The organism is Streptomyces litchfieldiae (assembly GCF_031845365.1).
Taxonomy (GTDB): domain Bacteria; phylum Actinomycetota; class Actinomycetes; order Streptomycetales; family Streptomycetaceae; genus Streptomyces; species Streptomyces litchfieldiae.
The window spans coordinates 204,064-224,049 of the sequence record NZ_JAVREL010000006.1 but is presented as its reverse complement, the minus strand read 5'-3'; the positions used below and the strand labels follow the sequence as shown (position 1 = coordinate 224,049).

Below are 19,986 nucleotides of genomic sequence, written 5' to 3'. Positions count from 1 at the left end.
GGGCCCGTGCCGGAGGAGAGGCGAAGCGATGAACGACCGTATCGCGGACATCTGGGGCACCCGCACCCCGCATGGCAGCGGCACCGCCTGGCCGGCCCGCGTGGACAGTCACCTCGATCCCTCGGTGCGCGCGGACGAGGTCGACCGATGGGTGCCGTCGGCGTGTGTCCTGTGCAGCAACGGCTGCGGCTGCGAGATCGCGGTCAAGGACGGCCGGATGGTGGGCGTCCGGGGACGGGCCGACGACCCGGTCAACCGCGGCCGGCTCGGGCCCAAGGGGCTGTACGGCTCCTGGCAGTGGGAGCACGCCGACCGGCTCGGCCGCCCGCTGGTCCGCGACGCCCGGGGGGAACTGGCCGAGAGCGACTGGGACACCGCGATGGGCCGCGTCGCCGAACGGTCCCGGCGGCTGCTGGAGAGCGAGGCCGGCGGGCTCAGCCACGGCTTCTACACCAGTGGCCAGCTCTTCCTGGAGGAGTACTACACCCTCGCGGTGATCGGGAAGGCCGGGATCGGCACCCCCCACATGGACGGCAACACCCGGCTGTGCACGGCGACGGCCGCCGCCGCGCTGAAGGAGAGCTTCGGCTCCGACGGGCAGCCGGGCAGTTACCGCGACCTGGAGTCCGCCGACGCGGTGTTCCTGTACGGGCACAACATGGCCGAGACGCAGACCGTCCTGTGGGCTCGCGTCCTGGACCGGATCGAGGGCTCGGACCCGCCGCGCATCGTGGCCGTCGACCCGCGCCTCACCCAGGTGGCCGAGGCGGCCCGGCGGACCGGTGGGGTGCACCTGGCGCCGCTGCCGGGCACCAATCACGCGCTGATGAACGCGCTGACCCGCGAACTCGTCGTCCACGGCCGGCTCGACGAGGACTACATCGCCCGGCACACCCTCGGGTTCGACGACCTCAGGGCGACCGTCGAGCCCTACACCCCCGAGCACGTCGCGGACATCTGCCGCGTGCCCGCCGCCGACATCCGCCGGGCGGCGGAGATCTTCGGCACCAGCGACCGGGTGGTCTCGACCGTGCTCCAGGGCTTCTACCAGTCCCACCAGGCCACCGCCGCGTCCTGCGCGGTCAACAACCTCCATCTGCTGCGCGGGCTCCTGGGCCGGCCGGGCTGCGGCATCCTCCAGATGAACGGCCAGCCCACGGCCCAGAACACCCGCGAGTGCGGCGCCGACGGCGACCTGCCGGCCTTCCGCAACTGGAACAACCCCGATCATGTCCGGGAGTTGGCGGGGCTGTGGAACGTCGATCCCCTGACCATCCCGCACTGGGCCCCGCCGACCCACGCGATGCAGATCTGGCGGTACTGCGAGCAGGGATCGATCCGGCTGTTGTGGATCTCCGGCACCAACCCGGCCGTCTCGCTGCCCGAGTTGGACCGCGTCCGGAACATCCTGAGGCAGGAGTCCCTGTTCGTGATCGTCCAGGACGGTTTCCTGACCGAGACCGCCCGTTACGCCGATGTCGTGCTGCCCGCGGCCCTGTGGGGCGAGAAGCAGGGCACGTTCACCAACGCCAGCCGCACGGTCCACCTCTCGGACCGGGCCGTCGAGCCGCCCGGCCAGGCCCGCAGCGACCTGGACATCTGGCTGGACTACGCCCGGCGGATGGACTTCCGGGACCGGGACGGCGCCCCGCTGATCAAGTGGACCGATCCGCGGGGCGCGTTCGACGCGTGGCGGGAGTGCACCCGCGGCCGGCCGGTCGACTACACGGGGCTGTCCTACGACAAGCTGCGCGGCGGCGGCATCCCGTGGCCGGTCAACGAGCGGGCGCCGGAGGGCACCGAACGCCTCTACGGCGACGGCCGGTTCCCCACCGCCCCCGACGAGTGCGAGACCTACGGCCACGACCTGCTCACCGGAGGCGCGGTCGGCCCGGCTACCTACCGCGCGCTGCGACCCGACGGACGGGCGTTCCTCAAGAGCGCGCCCTATGTGCCGCCCCCGCAGCCGCCGGACGAGGTCCACCCCTATGTCCTGACCACCGGCCGGACCGCGTACCACTTCCACACCCGCACCAAGACGGGTCGGTCCCGGCCGCTGCGGCGCGCCGCGCCGGACGCGTGGGTGGAGCTGTCCGTCCCCGACGCCGCGCGGCTCGGCGTGACCGAGGGCGACATCGTGCGGGTGGAGTCCCCGCAGGGCGCCCTGGAAGCCCCCGCGCGGCTCGGCAGGGGCCGGGAGGGCGTGGTCTTCGTGCCCTTCCACTACGGCTACGGGGACCAGCCGGGCACCGACGGGGCCGTGCCGAACGGACACCCACGGGCCGCCAACGAGCTGACCCCAACGGAGTGGGACCCGGTCTCCAAACAGCCGGTCTACAAGATGACCGCCGCCCGGGTGGCCAAGGTCCGCGACGGATCGGGGCCGGCCCCCGCGCCCACCACCACGGCCTCCGCACCGGCGGATCCGTCGGGCGTCCCCGCGACCGCGGGCACCGCCGGTGACGAGGTCACCGAACGGATCGAGGACTGATCACATGCACCTCCCTCGCTACCTCGGCCTCCAGCACGACGCGTCCCGCACCCTGGCCGACTCCTTCCGCCGGGTCGGGGACGGACACGCCGCGGAGCCGGACGTCAACGTGCTGTGCCATCTCCTCGCGGGCATGAGCGACCGCCACGTCGAGCGGCTCGGCCCGTTGATCGGCCGGTACGGCGAACTCCAGGACCCGGAGCCGGAGCGCCTCCGCGCCCAGGGCCTCGCCGAGACCCGCTCCGGGCCGGTCGGGCTGCTCCGGGACCTGCAGGACCTCCACACCCTCGCCGGTTTCGTCGACATGACGTGGACCGTGCTGGGCCAGGCGGCACAGGGCCTGCGCGACCGGGAGCTCCTCGGCACGGTCACCGCCTGCCAGAAGGACACGAGCCGGCAGATGCTCTGGCTCACCACGCACATCAAACAGGCGGCGCCCCAGGCCCTCATCGCCGCCGGAGCCGCCGGAGCCTCCACCGGGTGAACGACGGATGTCCATTTAAGGAAGGAATGCAAGCGTTTCCGCCTATACGCACCGGGAACTCGCTCGCAGGACCGGCACCGACCGACCCCGACACAGGAGCACCGGGACCGTTCGTGAAGCTTTCCTTCCTTGATCCGTTGTACGCGAGCCCCGGCCCGTACGCCTCGGTCTATCTGGACACCTCCGGCGACATCGGCGATCCGGAGAAGGCGATCGAGCTGCGCTGGCGGCACGTGCGCGACGATCTCACCGGCCAGGGAGCCGACGCCGCGACCATTCAGGCCCTGGCCGAGGCGATGGGCGGCGACGCGGCCCGGCCCGGGCGGCACGGCCAGGCGCTGTTCGCCGCGCGGGGCCGGCTCCTGCTCGTGGCGGAACTGCCCGAGCCGCCGGCCCGCGAGGTGGCCCGGTTCGGCCCGCTGCCCGAGGCGATGCCACTGGTCTTCCAGCGCGCCCCCGACATCCCGTACGCGGCCGTCGTCATTCAGCGGCCGGGCCCGGAGGAGATCGCCGCCGGGCCCGGCGAGCTGCACGTGGAGCTGGAGATCGGCCGCTGGCCGACCAGCAGGGTGACACCGGGCCCGCGCGTCCGCCGGTTCTTCCCGCCCCAGACCTGGCGGGAGGGCGCGTCCCAGGTCGTCGACGACCTCGCCGACCGGTCCGCCGGACACCCACCGCCCGACGTGGTCGTCGTGTGCGGACCCGTGGAGGAACGCGGGATCCTGGTCAATCAGCTCCCCGCCGCGCTGCGCCCGCACGTCATCGCGCTGGACCCCGGGACCGAGGGCACCGACGAGGAGGCCACCGACCCGGGCCAGGCCCTGCTGGAACGGCGGCTGAGCGCCCGGTTCCGGGACCGGCTGAGCGCACGGGACGCGACGCAGACGGACCTGTTCCTCGCGCAACGCGCCCGCGCCCCCGGCGAGTCGGAAGGGATCGTCGCCACCGTCGGCGCGTTGCAGCGGGCCCAGGCGCGGGCGCTGCTGGTCAACCCCTCCGCGGATCTGACGGTGCGGCTGTGGATCGGCGCGGAGCCGACCGAGATCGGGCTGGCGGCCGCGGAGCTCGCGCAGTTCGGGGTCCGCTCCGCCGAGGAGCGGACCGCCGGCGCCGCGCTGCTCCGCGCCGCCGCCCGCACCGGGGCGGAACTGGTCGTCGTACCCGAGGAGAAGTTCACGATGGACGGCCGACTCGGCGTCCTGCTGCGCTACACCGAACCCCGAGAGGAGAGAGCGCCGTGATCACCCACGAACGACTCGTGGAGACCGTCGCCGACGAGGCCGGCCTGGGCGCCGCCGACGAGGCCGCCCGGGTGGCCAGAGTCGTCCTCGCCGACCTCAGCGTCCGCCTGGACATGCCGCGGCGGCAGCGCCTGCGGCAGGCGCTGCCCGCCCCAGAGGGCGACGCGGCCTACGCCATCGTTCCCGCGCGGGGGGACGGGGCGCCGGACTTCGTCCGCGACATCGGCCAGCACCTGAGCGCCCCGCCCGAGCGGGCCCGCTATCTGGCCCGGGCAGTGCTGTCCTCGATCCGCGCCGCCGACCCCCAACTGGCCGACGACATCAGCCGGGACCTGCCGCCCGACATCTCCGAGCTGTTCGCCCCGTCCGAAGGCGACCCGGCGCGGCGGCACCCCGGCACTCCCTCCCCCGCTCCCCTGACCGAGGAGGAGCTGACGGCGGCGCTGCGCGCGCGGCCGGCCTGGACCGGGACCACGCGGCGGCTGGAGCGGACGGTGGGCCTGCCGTCGGTCCGCGTCGAACCGCTGCTGCGCCGCGTGCGGCAGGACACGCGCGACATGGAGCAGAGCTTCGGCCACCGCATCGGCGAGGACGAGATCACCTTCATCCTGTACACCGGTTCGGTGGACGCGGTCACGGAGGCCGACCTGCTGCTGGCCGACGCGATCGACGCGACGGTCAGCGGGTTCGGGTCGGGCGGCTAGCGGGACTCGCCCTCGAAGTCGTCCGGGGTGACATCGGCCTCGTCCAGCGCCTCGGGCATCGTGGTGCTCTCCGGCGCCTCGGTCCGGTCCTTCTCGCGCGCCTCCCGGAAACGGTCGGGGCGCGTGACGGTGTCGTCCGTCTTCTTGCTCTTCCGGCGGTTCTCCTCGGGAACGGTCATGGCCAGTGCTCCTCTCATCCTCGGCCCGGTCGCGTGAGCGAGTACCCCGGCGCCCCTCTCGACTCGCCGGCCCCACGGCCGGAGCTGGTGGTGCTCGTGGGACTCCAGGCGTCGGGCAAGTCGACGTTCTGCGCCCAGGCGTTCTCCGGCACCCATGTCCTGGTCAGCAAGGACCTGTTCCCCCGGGCCCGGCCGCGACAGCGACAGCAGATGCGGCTGATCACACAGGCGCTGGCCGAGGGACGGTCGGTCGTAGTGGACAACACGAATCCGGGCCCGGACGAGTGGCGGCCGCTGATCGCCGCGGGCCGGGCGTACGGGGCGCGGGTCGTGGCGTACTGGTTCCCGCCGGACCTGCCCGGGACGTTGCGGCGCAACGCGCTGCGGGAGGGCCGCCGGCGGGTGCCCGACGTGGGCGTGTACGCCACGTTCCGGAACCTCCGCAGGCCGAGCGAGGCGGACGGCTTCGACGCGGTGCGCGAGGTGCGGTTCGACGGCCTCGGCGGCTTCACGGTGCGGCCGGTCGCGGACGTCCGGCATTGAGGGACGCCCCTGACCGACACATTGCGCCGTTCACCCGGAAGGGGGAGTTCGCACACGTCGATTTCCCGGCGCGACAGAGCTCTTCGGGTTCCGGGCGCCCGTTCGAGCGCATGCGGGGTCTCGCTTGCGGGCCCAGGACGTCCGGGGACGGCGGGCCGAACCCGCCCTCGCCGGGGCGTCGATGATCGGCCGCGTCGGTGGCCGGGGTGCGGGGGCCGGTGTAGCGTCGTGGCACAGCAGTCGTGGTTCCGAAGTTCTGTGCGCCGTGACCACGTCATGAGCGCTCTTGCTGTTCAGCGCCTCTCCGGACCAGGGCGATCACCTCCCGGACCCGCACGGTGCGGGTCCGCTTCCCTCGAAGGAGAAGAGCATGGCCAAGGGCACTGTGAAGTGGTTCAACAGTGAGAAGGGCTTCGGGTTCATCGAGCAGGAGGGCGGCGGGCCGGACGTCTTCGCCCACTACTCCAACATCGCGGCGCAGGGATACCGCGAGTTGCAGGAAGGCCAGAAGGTCGAGTTCGACGTGACGCAGGGCCAGAAGGGCCCGCAGGCGGAGAACATCCGCCCGGCCTGACCGCCGCCCGTACCGGCACCCGGTTCACCGACCGGGTGCCCGGCTCGCACGGGCGCGGCGCGGCCCGGGGCATGGCCGCCACCGCACCGCGCCGCTAGGGCCCGTCTTCAAAGAGGCCGCCCTGCCCACGCCGCTCCCCCGCAAGCGGGAGGTACCCCCAGGCACGCACACTCGCTGCTCCCCCAGCTAACGCTGGGAGGTGCCCCCAGCCGAATCGCGCGAGTACGTCCCCCAGCCCGGCGGCTGGGAGGTGCCCCCATCCGTACGAGTGGCGATCCGGCGCCTTGCGATCGCACGCACCAGACGACGCGGGCGGACGGACGCCCCCTTTGAAGACGGACCCTAGTCCCAGTCCTTGAACTCCACCGGACCGCGGTCCATCTCGAACACGCCGTCGGCGTAGAGCATCGGACGGTTCTCGGAGTGGCGCTTGCTGTACTTCTCCACCTGGCTGATCCGCACCCCCTCGGGGACGGTGAAGTCGGCCAGGGCGATGGCCACCCAGTAGGCGTTGTCGTTGTCGGAGTACAGCGGCACCGTGACGGTGGAGCCGCGGCCGTCGCTGACGACCGCCTTCGCCCCGAAGCTCCGGAAGCTTCCCGTCCCGTTCTCCACCGCGCTGTAGGCGCAGATCAGGACGAAGCCGTGCTGGTCGGGGCGCTGGATGCGCACCACCTCGCGGCCGGGCACCCGGGCGTCGCCGTCCAGCATGAGATGGGGCGCCTGGCGCAGATCGCCGAGATTGTTCCAGTAGACGGCACCGGCCTTGGGCGTTTCCTGGCTGGCCGCGTCCGCGGCCTTGCGCTCCTTGCCGGTGAGCGGGGGCCGCACGGCGTGCGCCGGGACGAACAACGCGTACAGGTCGAGGTCCGCGGCGTCGTCGCCGCGGCTGCCGCCGTCCCACTCCAGGGCGGCGGTGACCACCAGCTCGGGGTCGCCCTTGTTGAGACTGATCGTCGCCGCGCCGGACTTGGTCAGCTCGATCTTGCCCAGCGCCCCGGCGGGCGGCGCTGACGGCACGGCCGCCTCCGGCATGGCCGCCACCGCGGGCTCCTCCTCCGCGTCGTCGACCACGATCCCGAAGTCCGTTGCCAGACCGGCGAGTCCGGTCGCGTAGCCCTGCCCCAGGGCCCGCACCTTCCACGCGTCGGCGCGGCGGTAGAACTCGACCAGCAGCAGCACCGTCTCCCCGCCGGTCAACGGCGGTGGCGCGAACGTGAGATCCGTCCCCTCGCAGGACACCGTCACGCGCGGTGTGGAGCCCGCGTCGAACGCCGCGCCGGGCTCGGCCACATCGATGCTCGCCACGCACGCCACGCTGGCCACCTCGGCCGGGACGCGCGCGAGATCGACGTGGACGCTGCGCCCGTCGACCCGAACGCCGTCCTGCTCAGGGTGGTTGAAGAAGACCAGGTCGCTGTCGCCGCGCACCTTGCCCTCCGAGGTGAGCAGCAGTGCCGACACGTCGATGCCCGCCGACGTGGTCACCTCCACGCTCACCCGGTCCCCGGCAAGTGCTCTGTTGCCGCCCTTGCTCAGCTCCCCGCCATTCGCTGCCATGATCCGCCCCACGATTTCGTTCCGAGATGACTCCTCAGTGTGCGTCTGTCCAGGGCTGGGACGGAAGTCGGGGTCCGCGAATCGCCGTGGTGGCTCAGGCGGGCCGCTGCCCCAGGAACAGGGTGCGGTCGTGTCCGCCGCTCTCCCGCACCGTGGAGACCCGGAACCCGGCCGCGCCGAGCAGCCGTTCCCAGTCGGCGACCGGGAACAGGCCGGTGAGGTGCGTCTCGTGCACGGTCCGGATGCTCCCGTCGGACTCCCGGAGGGTGAACGTGTATTCCGTGCGCACCGTCGTCGCGCCCGGCTCCGGCGGCAGGCTCCATTCCAGGTAACGGACTCCGCTGCCGTCGTTCGCGTCGCTGCCGCCGCAGTCGGTGACCGGTTCGAACGTGTCGGCGACGTGGTCGGGGAAGAACACCGCGACGCCGCCCGGACGGCAGTGCGTGAAGGCCGTGCGGAAGGCGGCGGACAGGTCCTGAGCGGTGGTCATGTAGTCGATCGCGTCGTGCACCAGCACCGCGTCGAACGTGCGGCCGAGCCGCACGTCGCGCATGTCGCCCGGCAGGTGCTCGACGTTCGGGTTGAGCTCGCGGGACACGGCGAGCATCTCCGGCGAGAGGTCGACGAGCGTCATGGCGTACCGCGACCGCAGGTGGTAGGCGGTGTGCCCGCCACCGCTGCCCAGTTCGAGCACGTCGCGCACGGGATGCTCGGCCAGACCGAACAGCTCGGTGGCGATCCCCGCGTCCCCCTCGTACACGTCGACCGGGGAGATCAGCGGCCACCAGCGGGCGAGGTCACCGTACAGCCGCGCGGCCGCGTGGGGAATGGTCATGCCGTCCTGCTCTCCCGTCGCCGGCCGACGCTCCCGTTCCCGGACGCCGCCGACGACGAACCGGGCGCCCAGCCCAAGATCGTAGGCCCCGCGCCCGGCCCGCCACGCGCCGGTCCGGCGCGCCGGCCGCGCCGTGGAACAGGTCCTGGGCGCCGACGGGTGAGAAATGCCCGCGCCGCGCGGGAAGGCGCACCAGCCCGGTGCGCGAATCGACTTGCTGGCGCCGAGAGAAAGCGCTTTCCCCAATCAGCCGCCGTATCGGCGCGGCGTCAGACAAACAGAAAAGGTGTGGAACATAGCGCTCACCGTGTGGACTTTGACGCGGAATCGGCGACGAGAAGCACCGACGCGTTTTCGCGACCGGAACCCGGGGCGGGCCGCCGCGGCGCCCACGCGTCAGGCCGGGTGCCGGTCGCCCGCGCCGTCACTCTCGGCGGCGTAGGCGAGGAAGTCGTCGACCATCCGGTGGAACAGCGTGGCCAACTGCCGCAACTCCTCCGGCGACCAGTCCGACAGGGCCGCCTGCATCCCGCGGCGGCTCGCCTCGCGGACGCGGTCGATCGCCTCCCGGCCGGACGGCGTGAGCTCGATGCGCTGGGCGCGCCGGTCCTCCGGATCCGGGACGCGGGTGACATAGCCGGCCCTCTGGAGCCGCTGCACCTGCCGGGTAATGTGCGACGCCTCCACGCCGAGCCGGACCGCGAGCTCACCGGGGCGCAGGGACTCGGACTCGGCGATCTGCCGCAGGAGCACCACGGCGGCGCGATCCAGCGGCACACCGGCCGAGGCCATCAGCCGCTCGTGCTGCCGGGCCCGGCTCGCCAGATAGGCGACACGACTGAGGGCCCGCTCGATCTCTGTCACGTCCGCCGAGACGGCGGCGGCTTCTGGCAGCGATGTGGACATGCTTCCACCCTACCAGGGTGATTGCCTGACTCAAGCAACTTGCATTCGCTTGCTTGACTCAAGTAATCTCGTTGAATTGCTTGCCTGACTCAAGTAAGCAAAGCGTGGGTCCGCCGCGCGCGTGGCCGGCCGGACCGTCCCCGCAGAACCGCAGGAGTTCTTCATGACAGACACCACCACCCTGGTGGCCGGACAAGGACCCGCCGGTCCGCGCACGGCGGCCAGGCCGGGTCTCACCCTGCTGGCGCTGGGCATCGCCGGCCTGGTCGTCTCCCTCCAGCAGACGCTGGTCCTGCCGCTGCTCCCCCGGCTGATGCAGACCTTCGACACCTCGGTGTCCTCGGTCGCGTGGGTGTTCACCGCCACGCTGCTGGCCGGAGCCGTCGCCACGCCGCTGCTGTCCCGGTTCGGCGACATGTACGGCAAGAAAAAGATGATCACGGCCACGATGGCGCTGCTGGTCGCCGGCTCGGTGATATGCGCGCTCGCCGACTCGCTCACCCTGATGATCGTGGGCCGCGCGCTCCAGGGCGCGGCGGCCGCGGTGATCCCGCTGGCCATCGGCATGATCCGGGACACGTTCCCGCGCGAGCGGGTCACCACCGCGATCGGTGTGGTCAGCGCCACCATGGGCGTGGGCGGCGCCCTCGGCATGCTGGTCACCGGAGTCATCGCCGACCGCACCGACACCCACCACCCGGTGTTCTGGATCTCGGCCGCGATGGCCGCGCTGGGCCTGGTCTTCGTCCTCATGTTCACCACGGAGGCGGGCAAGCGCACCGGCGGCCGGCCCGACCTCGTCGGCGCCCTCGTTCTGGCGGCCTGGCTGGTCAGCCTGCTGCTGGCCGTCAGCCAGGGCAACGCGTGGGGCTGGGGCGACGCGCGGATCGTCGGCCTGTTCGCGGCGGCGGTGCTCCTGTGCGCGCTGTGGGTCGCCGTCGAGACGCACGTGCGCGAGCCCCTGGTCCGGCTGCGCCTGCTGGTGGGGCCGAAGTCGCTGACGGCCAACATGGCGTCGCTGCTGCTCGGCTTCGCGATGTTCGCGGCGTTCACCCTGGTCTCCAACTTCATCCAGACCCCCGAGGACCAGGTCGGCTACGGCCTGAGCGGCTCGGTGCTGGACGTCGGCCTGTTCATGCTGCCGAGCACGGTCACCATGCTGGTGTTCTCCGCCCTGGCCGGCCGGTTCGAGGCGCGGCTTGGCGCGGCGTGGACCCTGGCCACCGGATCGGCCGTCGCCGGACTCGCCTACGTCTGGCTGGCGTTGAACCACGACAGCGCGGCCGACGTGATGATCTTCAGCGGCGTCCAGGGCGTGGGCATCGGCATCGCCTACGCGGCGCTCGGCACGCTCGCGGTGCAGCATGTGCCGATGGACCAGAGCGGCATCGCCAGCGGCATCAACTCGCTGGTCCGCACGGCCGGCGGCAGTGTGGCCAGCGCGGCGACGTCGGCGATCCTCGCGTCCAGCGTCATCGGGAACACCTCGGTGCCGACGGTGGACGGCTACGTCCTCTGCTTCGTCCTCGCCGGCGTCGCGGCCGGGGTGACCGCGATCGTCGCCGCGGTCCACGGCCTTCGGTACCGGTCGTGACGACGGCCTGATCGATCACGAGGAGCCGGCGGGCCCACGGTCGACGTGCCGTGGGCCCGCGTGCCGTCTCGCCGGACCGTCCGGACGCGAAGGTCGCGTTGGCGGAGCGAGCGAACGGGTTCGCCTTGGGGGGCAGTTCGGCGCGAATTTCATGGAAGCACTCCCAGAAGTCATTGACGTGGGCATGCCCTAACGCTTACCATCTCCCCGTTTCAGAAAGCGCTTTCCACAAATCCTGGCGCCCGGGACGGCACCAGGTATTCATCAGGCAGGTGGCCCTCAAGTGGCGCGCCGAAATGTCGGCGTGCCGGCCATTGCCTCGCGTCACCTCCCCACCGCGTGAACCGACGGACGACCACGGAGGAGAACGATGAAGCAAAGAGCGATGAAGCTGAAGCCCCTCATCGCGTGCGCTGCCCTGCTGGCATGCGCCGCCGCCGTGCTGCCCGCCGCCTCGGCGGCGGCCGCGACGACCCGCTACGAGGCCGAGGCGGCGCCGGCGACCTGCGCCGGCACCATCGACTCGAACTACGCCGGCTATTCCGGCAGCGGGTTCTGCAACGGCACCAACGCCGTGAACGCGGCGGCCCAGTTCACGGCGAACGCGGCGACGGCCGGTACCGCGACGGTCTCCGTCCGCTTCGCCAACGGGACGACGACCGCCCGGCCGGTGGACGTCGTGGTGAACGGCTCGGCGGTGCAGTCGATGTCGTTCGAGGGGACCGGGTCCTGGGCGACGTGGACCACGAAGACGTTCACGGTCCAGGTGAACTCGGGCAGCAACACGATCCGTTTCAGCCCGACCGGCTCAGGCGGCCTGCCCAACGTCGACTATCTGGACCTGGCGCAGGACGGCGGCCCGCTGGCCACGGCGCTGTATGTGGCGACCAACGGCAACGACAGCAGCGCGGGCACGCTCGCCGAGCCGCTGCTGACGATCCAGCGCGCGGTGGACCTGGCCGAGCCGGGCACCACCATCTACCTCAGGGGCGGCACCTACGCGCCGAGCACCAACATCCAGCTGCTCAAGAGCGGTACGGCGAGCCAGCCCATCGCCATCAGCAACTACAACGGTGAGCGGGCCGTCGTCGACGGCGAGAACATGCCGCACACGCCGGCGCCCGTGGACGGCAGCATCCCGCGCCCCGAGCGCGGCGCGATCCACATCGAGGGCGAGTACTGGCGGATCACCGGGCTGGAGATCATCAACGGCCCGTACGGCATCTTCGGCCTGGACACCAGCCACAACGTCTTCGACCGTCTCGTCACCAGGGACAACTACGAGAGCGGGCTGCACCTCCAGGGGGCGTCGAGCAACAACCAGATCCTCAACCTGGACAGTTACAACAACCGCGACCCGCGCAAAAACGGGGAGAGCGCGGACGGCCTGGCCATCAAGGAGGGCTCCGGCACCGGCAACGTGGTGCGCGGCGCGCGGCTGTGGAACAACTCCGACGACGGCTTCGACGCCTGGGAGTTCCTCTCCCCGGTGACCATCGAGAACAGTCTGGCCTGGGGCAACGGGTACAACCGGTGGAACCTGCCCGACTACACCGGCGACGGCAACGGCTTCAAGATGGGCGGCGGGGACGAGGACCTGCCGGCCGCGCACGTCACCCGCAACAGCATGGCCTGGGACAACTCCGCCGGCGGGTTCATCGACAACGCCAACCCGGGCGCGCTGGTGGCCGATCACTGCACCGCCTGGCGCAACGGCGGAACCGGGTTCGACTACGCCGACGCGGACGGCACGCTGACGAGGAACCTCGCGGTCTCCAACGGCACCAATGTGTCGCTGGGTTCGAACTCCGGCGGCAGCGGCAACTCGTGGGATCTCGGCGGCTCGTGGAGCTTCACCAGCACCGACCAGAGCACGATCACCGGCCCGCGGCAGGCGAACGGCTCGATCCCGTCGTCCACCTTCCTGCGACCCGCCAACGGCGCGGACGTGGGAGCGCGGTTCTGACCGGCCCCCTCCGGCGGTCATGACACGGTGAGGCTCCCGGCGGCCGGCCGGGAGCCTCACCCGTCGCTCGGCTCGGCTCAACCCGGCCCGAGTTGACTCGACTTGACTTCAAGGTAGCTTGAAGTTCCAGGATCGTCCGCATGGATACAGCGGAAAGTGCGCGCCAGACCGACATCGAGGCCATCACGCAGGTGGTGGCCACGCTGGAGCACGCGCAGCAGAACGAGCTCCCCGACGAGTTCGTCGGCCTCTTCCGGGCCGACGCCATCTGGACCACGGGGCATGGCCGGCGCCTCTTCGGCCGCGAGGAGATCTCGGCCTTCACCCACCGGGTGCTCCCCGGCGCGATGAAGGACTCCACGGCCACCTACGAGGTGGAGTACGTGTTGTTCATCCGGCCCGATGTCGCCGCCGTCAAGGCCCGGGCGCGGTACTGGACGCACGACGGCGAGCCGGTCGGGAACGCGGGCAGCCCGCTCTACGTGATGGCCAAGGAGGACGGGCACTGGCGCCTGGTCGCCTGCCAGAACACCGAGGTGATCGACGTGTAGCGGGCGGCCACCGACCGGCGCTCCCCTCGGACCCGGGGCGGGGTTGTGGACCCGGTGTGGCCGCCTCGCGGAATTCTTGGAATTCTACGGAGATTACGCACAGAACACCCGCAATCTTCTTCGCAACGGAATTCACGCGCTGTTTACCGGCTAATTCGACAACCTCGTTCCCCTCCGCTTAGGGTGGCAACTCCGCAGGTCACAGGGGCAGTTGAGCCTCACCGTCGGCTATGCGCAGGAATTTGCATGCCCGCCACGAACCTCCCGGGGGGAATTCGCCATGCTGGCCACCGAGGAAATGTGGAGCAATCGGCTCACCGCCCTGCCGGACTCGGCATGGCAGGAGGCGCTCCTCGCCCTGATAGCCAGTCAGGTGGCCGCGGCCACCGGTGGCGGGGAGACGGCCACGCTGGATCCGGCGGCGCCCTGGCGGCGGCTCGGCGTGTACCGCGAGGTGGCCGGTGCGCTGCGCGACGGGCTGGCCGAGGCGACCGGCCTGAACCTGCCCGCCACGCTGTTCTTCGACCACCCCACCCCGGGGGCGGTCGCCGCGTATCTGCGGTCCCGGCTGCTGGGCACGCCCGCCGCGGCGGAGCCCGAGGCCCCGGCCACGCCCGTCCCGGCCGGGGCCAGAACGGCGCGGGAGCCGATCGTCATCGTGGGCGCCGCCTGCCGGCTGCCCGGCGGCGCCGACTCCCCCGAGGCCCTGTGGCGGCTGGTCGACGAGGGCCGGGACGCCATCGGCGGGCTTCCCGGCGACCGCGGCTGGGATCTGGACGCCCTCTACGACCCGGACCCGGAGCGCCACGGCACCGCCTACACCCGGCACGGCGGCTTCCTGCCGGGCATCGACCAGTTCGACCCGGCCTTCTTCGGCATCAGCCCGCGGGAGGCCAAGGCCCTCGATCCCCAGCAGCGGCTCCTCCTGGAGGTCTCCTGGGAGGCGATGGAGCGCGCCGGGATCGACCCGCACGCGCTGCGCGGCTCGCGGACCGGTGTCTTCGCCGGCGTCTCCCTCCAGGACTACGGACCCGCCTGGCACGAGGCGCCCGAGGAGGCCCAGGGGCAGATGCTCACCGGGAACGCCCTGGGCGTCATGGCCGGCCGGGTCGCCTACACGTTCGGCTTCGAGGGGCCGGCCCTCACCGTCGACACCCAGTGCTCCTCGTCGCTGGTCGCGATGCATCTGGCCGCGCAGGCGCTGCGCGCCGACGAGGCCGACCTGGTGCTCGCCGGCGGCGTCACCCTGATGTCCACGCCGGGCATGCTGCTGGAGTTCAGCAGGAAGCGCGGTCTGGCGCCGGACGGGCGCTGCAAGGCGTTCTCGGCGGACGCCGACGGCACCGGCTGGGCCGAGGGCGCCGGGATGCTCCTGCTCGAACGGCTCTCCGACGCCCGCCGCCATGGCCACCGGATCCTGGCGGTGGTGCGCGGCACCGCCATCAACCAGGACGGCGCGAGCAACGGCCTGACCGCGCCCAACGGCCCCTCCCAGCAGCGGCTGATACGCCAGGCGCTGTCCAACGCCGGGCTGGGGCCGGCCGATGTGGACGCCGTCGAGGCGCACGGCACGGGCACGGCGCTGGGCGACCCGATAGAGGCGCAGGCCCTGATGGCCGCCTACGGCCAGCACCGGCCCGCCGGCCGCCCGCTGTACCTCGGCTCGCTCAAGTCCAACATCGGCCACCCGCAGGCCGCGGCGGGCGTCGCCGGGGTCATCAAGATGGTGGAGGCCATGCGGCACGGGGTGCTGCCCCGGACCCTGCACGTCCGGGAGCCCTCCCCCCACGTCGACTGGTCGGCCGGCGACGTCCGGCTGCTCACCGACCCGGTGCCGTGGCCCCGTTCGGGCCGCCCGCGCCGCGCGGCCGTGTCCGCCTTCGGCGTCAGCGGCACCAACGCCCATGTGGTGCTGGAGGAGGCGCCCGCCGCCGAGCCGCCCGCCGCGGCGGCCGTGCCCGTGGTGCTCTCCGCCCGCACCGGGGACGCGCTGCGCCACCAGGCGGAACGGATCGGCGCGGAGCTGGCCGCCCGGCCCGAACTGACGCCGCTGGACGTCGGCTTCACCCTCGCCGGCCGCTCCCGTTTCGAGCACCGTGCCGTCGCCGTCGCGGCCGACCGTGAGGGGCTGTCCCGCGCCCTGGCCGCGCTGGCCGCCGGGCGTTCGGCCTCGGGCCTGGTCAGCGGCTCGGTGCGGCCCGCGCTGCGGCACGGCGGGCCCCGGGGCAGGCTGGCCGTGCTCTTCACCGGCCAGGGCAGTCAGCGGCCGGGCATGGGACGGGAACTCCACGCCGCGCACCCGGTGTTCGCCGCCGCGCTGGACGAGATCTGCGCGCGCATGGACCCGCACCTGGAACGCCCGCTGCGGGACGTCATGTTCGCGCCCGAGGGCTCCCCCGACGCCGCGCTGCTGAACCACACCGCCTATACACAGACCGCGCTGTTCGCCCATGAGACGGCACTGTTCCGGCTCGGTGAGTCCTGGGGCCTGGCCCCCGACCTGCTGGCCGGGCACTCCATCGGGGAGCTGACGGCCGCCCATGTCGCCGGCGTCTGGTCCCTGGACGACGCCTGTGAACTCGTCGCCGCGCGTGGCCTGTTGATGCAGTCGTGCCGGTCCGGCGGCGCGATGGCCGCGCTGGAGGCCGGTATGGAGGAGGTGCGTGAGTCGCTGGCCGGGACGGCGGGGCGGGTCACCGTGGCCGCCGTGAACGGGCCGCGGGCCACGGTGATCGCCGGCGACGCCGACGAGGTGGAGCGGATCGCCGCCGACTGGGCGGCGGCCGGCCGCAAGACCCGGCGGCTGGGCGTCAGTCACGCCTTCCACTCCCCGCACATGGACGAGATGCTGGACGCGTTCCGGGACGCCGCCCGGCGTGTCACCTACCGGCCGCCGGTCCTGCCGATCGTCTCCACGCTGACCGGCGAGCCGGCCGGCGAGCGGGAGTTGTGCTCACCCGAGTACTGGGTGCGGCAGGTCCGCGAGCCGGTCCGGTTCCTCGACGGGATGCGCCGCCTGCACCAGGAGGGCGCGGGCGCCTATCTCGAACTGGGCCCCGACGCCGTGCTCAGCGCCATGGGCCCCGGCTGTCTCCCGGAGGACGCCGACGCGGACGCCGTCGTGATGGCCGCCGCCGCGCGCGCCGGGCGGCCGGAGACCGTCACGTTCCTCACCGCGCTGGCCCAACTGCATGTGCACGGCGTCCCGTTGGACCTGCGCGCGCCCTACGAGGGCTCCGGCGCGACACACGTCGACCTGCCCACCTACGCCTTCCAGCGCAAGCGCTACTGGCTCGACCGCCCCGCCACCGCGCCGGCCGCCGCGCGCCGCACGCGCCGCCCGGCCGATCCCGTCGCCCTGCGCTACCGCACCGAGTGGCGGCCCCTGGAGACGGTGCCCACGGCGACCGGGGCGCTCACCGGCGTCTGGCCGCTGCTGACCCCGCCCGCCGGCGCCGACGACGAACTGGTCAACCGCGTCTCCTGGGTCGTCGAACGCCTCGGCGGCGAGGTGCTGCGGCTGCCGCTGGCCGCCGAGGACGCCGACCGCGCCCGGCTGGCCGAGGTCCTGGAGAAGCACGTGCTGGCCGAGGGCCGCGCCATCGGCGGCGTGCTCTCGCTCCTCGCCCTCGACACCACCGCGCACCCCGAGCACCGGGCGCTGCCCCGGGGCCTGTTCCTCACCTGCGCGCTCGCCCAGGCGCTGGCCGACCTCGACATCGCCGCGCCCCTGTGGTGCGCCACGCGCGGCGCGGTGCCCGCGGACGACGCCGCGGCCGCGCCCGATCCCCGGCAGGTCCTGGTGTGGGGCCTGGGCCGCACCGTGGCGCTGGAACGCCCCGGCGGCTGGGGCGGGCTGATCGACTTCCCGGCCGAGCTCGACGACGAGTCGCTGGCCTGGTTCGGCGCGGCGCTCACCGCGCCCGACGGGGAGGACCAGTTCGCGGCCCGGCCCGCCGGACTGCTGGTGCCGCGGCTGGTCGAGGCCGGCCCGGCGCCGCGGCCGGCCGGGGAGCCCTGGCGGCCGCGCGGCACCGTCCTGATCACGGGCGGCACCGGGGCACTCGGCGCGGAGGCCGCCCGCTGGCTGGCCGCCAACGGAGCGCGGCGGCTGGTGCTCGCCAGCCGCCACGGGGTGAACGCGCCGGGCGCGCAGGAACTGCTCGCCGAGCTCAGCGGCTCGGGCATCCAGATCGCCATCGCCGCCTGCGACGTGTCGGACCGGGCCCGGCTGGCGGAGCTGCTCGACGCCCTGCCCGAGGAGGAGCCGCTGACCGCCGTCGTGCACGCGGCCGGTGTCAGCGGCCGGCTCGCGCCGCTGACCGAGGTCGAGCCCGGCGAGTTCGCCGACACCGTCGCCGGAAAGGTCGCCGGCGCCGTGCACCTGGACGAGCTGCTGGCCGAACGCGGCATCCGGCTGGACGCGTTCGTCCTGCTCTCCTCGGTCTCCGGGGTGTGGGGCAGCGGCGGCCAGGCGGCCTACGGCGCGGGCAACGCCTTCCTGGACGCCCTCGCCCACCACCGCGGGGCCCGCGGCCTGCCGGCCACCGCCGTCTCCTTCGGCCCGTGGGCCGAGGCCGGCATGGGCGCCGAGCCCGAGCTGCGCGACTTCCTGCGCAGCCGCGGCCTGGCGCCGCTGGCCCCGGCCACCGCGGGCGCCCTGCTGTGGGAGTCGGTGGCCGCCGGCGAGACCGCGATCACCGTGGCGGACGTGGACTGGGACCGCTTCCTGCCGCTGTTCACCGCCGCCCGCCCGGGCCGCCTCTTCGCCGACCTGCGCCCGGAGCCGATGCCCGGCGACGAACCCGCCGCGGACGGCGGGGACGGCGGCCGACGGCCGGGACTCGCGGGCCTGGATGCCCTGCCCGAGGCGGAACGCGCCCGCCGGCTGCTCGGCCTGGTGCGCGAGGAGGCCGCCGCGGTGCTGGGCCACGCCTCGCCCGACGAGGTGGACCCCGAACGACGTTTCCTGGAGCTGGGCTTCGACTCGCTGGCCTCCGTGGAGCTCCGCAAGCGCCTGGTCGCCGCCACCGGCCTCACGCTGTCCACCCCGGTCGTCTTCGAGCACCCCACCGCCGCCGAACTGGCCCGGCACATCGGCGAACTGGCCCTGCGGGCCGCGAGCCGGCCCCCGGCGGACGAGCGGCCGGACCGGCCGTCGTTCGGCGTCCGCGACCTGTACCGCCAGGCGTGCGAGATGGGCAAGTTCGCCGAGGGCGTCCGGCTGCTCCAGGCCGCCGCCAAGCTGCGGCCCGTCTTCCACAGCGCCGAGGAGTTCGGCAAGCGCCAGGAAGTGGTGCGCCTGGCCACCGGCCCGGCCGGGCCCGCGCTGGTCTGCCTGCCCTCCATGGTCGCCCCCTCCGGGCCGCACAACTTCGCCCGCCTGGCGCTGCACCTGCACGGCCTCCGGGACGTGCACGCCCTCCCGCACCCGGGTTTCGGCGACGACGAACTACTGCCCGCCACCAGCGATCTGGTCATCGAGATGCACGCCGACGCGATCCTGCGCGACTTCCCCGACGCCCCTGTCGCGCTGGCCGGCTACTCCTCCGGCGGTTGGCTGGCCCACGCCGTCGCAGCCCGGCTGGAGGCCCGCGGCGCCTCACCCGGCGCCGTGGTGCTGCTCGACACATGGTTCCCCAAGGACGGGATACCCGAGGAGCACATCGAGGGGCAGCTCCGCGGCATCGCGGTCAACGACCAGGCGTACGCGCTGATGACGGAGGCCCAGGTCACCGCGCAGGGCGCGTATCTCGACCTCTTCGAGGGCTGGCAGCCCGAAAGGGTGGAGGCGCCTGTCGTGCTCGTCCGGGCCGTCGAGCGCATGCCGCAGGTCCCCGCCGAGCAGTCCCCGGACGAGGGGCGCTGGACCACGGCCTGGCAGGTGGAGCACGAGACGCTGGAGGCCGCGGGCAACCACCAGACGATGATGAACGAACACGCCGAGTCCACCGCGCACGCGCTGCACACCTGGCTGGCCGAACTCGGCCCGCACTCCTAGCCGCCGGCAGGCGTGGGGGTGCCCACGCGCAGGCGGTTGCCGTCGGGATCGCGCAGCTCTGTCTCCCGCGCCCAGGGAGCGGACCGCACCGGCACCCCGAACTCGGCGGCGACCGCGTCGACATCGGCCACGCGCAGATACACCAGCGTGTCCGGGCGGGCGTCGCCGGTGTGCTCCGACAGGAACAGCCGCACCTGCCCACGGGCGACCTCGACGAACGCGGGGAATCCCGGCTCGAAACGGTGCTCCCACAGCGTGACAAAGCCCAGACGCCGGTACCAGCCGGCCGCCGCGGCGGCGTCGTCGACGCGGAGGATGGGAATCACTTCTTCGTTCATGACGGCAGCGTGCCAGACG

The 19,986-nt window shown here is 73.0% G+C and carries 15 protein-coding genes; 10 read left to right on the top strand and 5 right to left on the bottom strand.

Going from position 1 to position 19,986, the window contains the following annotated elements; genetic code table 11:
- The first annotated feature begins 28 nt into the window (after positions 1-28).
- From RM590_RS13300 to RM590_RS13285, 4 genes are all read left to right on the top strand, one after another.
- Positions 29-2,491: a molybdopterin oxidoreductase family protein gene (locus tag RM590_RS13300; protein WP_311704717.1), complete on the top strand. Its 2,463-nt coding sequence runs from the start codon at positions 29-31 to the stop codon at positions 2,489-2,491.
- A 4-nt stretch (positions 2,492-2,495) separates the two neighbouring features.
- Positions 2,496-2,975 carry a hypothetical protein gene (locus tag RM590_RS13295; protein WP_311704716.1) on the top strand — a complete coding sequence of 160 codons (480 nt, stop codon included), beginning with the start codon at positions 2,496-2,498 and terminating at the stop codon, positions 2,973-2,975.
- A gap of 113 nt (positions 2,976-3,088) precedes the next feature.
- Positions 3,089-4,216: a baeRF2 domain-containing protein gene (locus RM590_RS13290; protein ID WP_311704715.1), complete on the top strand. Its 1,128-nt coding sequence runs from the start codon at positions 3,089-3,091 to the stop codon at positions 4,214-4,216.
- Positions 4,213-4,920 (top strand): DUF2267 domain-containing protein, encoded by a 708-nt coding sequence (locus RM590_RS13285; protein WP_311704714.1) that lies wholly within the window; start codon positions 4,213-4,215, stop codon positions 4,918-4,920. The genes RM590_RS13290 and RM590_RS13285 overlap by 4 nt, the downstream gene beginning before the upstream one ends.
- On the opposite strand, the gene RM590_RS13280 is transcribed toward RM590_RS13285, so the two are convergent.
- Positions 4,917-5,099 carry a hypothetical protein gene (locus RM590_RS13280; RefSeq protein ID WP_311704713.1) on the bottom strand — a complete coding sequence of 61 codons (183 nt, stop codon included), beginning with the start codon at positions 5,097-5,099 and terminating at the stop codon, positions 4,917-4,919. The two genes, RM590_RS13285 and RM590_RS13280, sit on opposite strands and share 4 nt — an antisense overlap.
- Before the next feature lie 33 nt (positions 5,100-5,132).
- Here RM590_RS13280 and RM590_RS13275 point away from each other — a divergent pair, with 33 nt between their 5' ends.
- Entirely contained in the window at positions 5,133-5,642 is a 510-nt protein-coding gene (locus RM590_RS13275; RefSeq protein WP_311704712.1) for an ATP-binding protein, read from the top strand.
- 370 nt (positions 5,643-6,012) lie between these two features.
- Complete coding sequence (locus RM590_RS13270) at positions 6,013-6,216, top strand: cold-shock protein (protein WP_010040284.1); 204 nt, start codon at positions 6,013-6,015, stop codon at positions 6,214-6,216.
- Positions 6,217-6,558: 342 nt separating this feature from the next.
- On the opposite strand, the gene RM590_RS13265 is transcribed toward RM590_RS13270, so the two are convergent.
- From RM590_RS13265 to RM590_RS13255, 3 genes are all read right to left on the bottom strand, one after another.
- A complete protein-coding gene (locus RM590_RS13265; protein WP_311704711.1) occupies positions 6,559-7,776 on the bottom strand; it encodes a TerD family protein in 1,218 nt (405 codons plus the stop codon).
- A gap of 94 nt (positions 7,777-7,870) precedes the next feature.
- Positions 7,871-8,611, bottom strand: coding sequence for a class I SAM-dependent methyltransferase (locus tag RM590_RS13260; protein ID WP_311704710.1), 741 nt, complete (start codon positions 8,609-8,611; stop codon positions 7,871-7,873).
- Between the two features lie 396 nt (positions 8,612-9,007).
- Entirely contained in the window at positions 9,008-9,517 is a 510-nt protein-coding gene (locus RM590_RS13255) for a MarR family winged helix-turn-helix transcriptional regulator (protein WP_311704709.1), read from the bottom strand.
- A gap of 163 nt (positions 9,518-9,680) precedes the next feature.
- Between RM590_RS13255 and RM590_RS13250 the strand changes: the two genes are divergently transcribed.
- From RM590_RS13250 to RM590_RS13235, 4 genes are all read left to right on the top strand, one after another.
- Complete coding sequence (locus RM590_RS13250) at positions 9,681-11,111, top strand: MFS transporter (RefSeq protein ID WP_311704708.1); 1,431 nt, start codon at positions 9,681-9,683, stop codon at positions 11,109-11,111.
- Between the two features lie 385 nt (positions 11,112-11,496).
- Positions 11,497-13,077, top strand: a complete 1,581-nt coding sequence (locus tag RM590_RS13245; protein WP_311704707.1) for a right-handed parallel beta-helix repeat-containing protein — start codon at positions 11,497-11,499, stop codon at positions 13,075-13,077.
- Between the two features lie 140 nt (positions 13,078-13,217).
- On the top strand, positions 13,218-13,628 hold the full coding sequence (locus tag RM590_RS13240; protein ID WP_311704706.1) for an SgcJ/EcaC family oxidoreductase: 411 nt from the start codon (positions 13,218-13,220) through the stop codon (positions 13,626-13,628).
- 283 nt (positions 13,629-13,911) lie between these two features.
- Positions 13,912-19,629: an SDR family NAD(P)-dependent oxidoreductase gene (locus tag RM590_RS13235; RefSeq protein WP_449657243.1), complete on the top strand. Its 5,718-nt coding sequence runs from the start codon at positions 13,912-13,914 to the stop codon at positions 19,627-19,629.
- Here RM590_RS13235 and RM590_RS13230 read toward each other — a convergent pair.
- Positions 19,626-19,967 carry a glyoxalase superfamily protein gene (locus tag RM590_RS13230; protein WP_311704704.1) on the bottom strand — a complete coding sequence of 114 codons (342 nt, stop codon included), beginning with the start codon at positions 19,965-19,967 and terminating at the stop codon, positions 19,626-19,628. The genes RM590_RS13235 and RM590_RS13230 overlap by 4 nt on opposite strands.
- Positions 19,968-19,986: the final 19 nt, after the last annotated feature.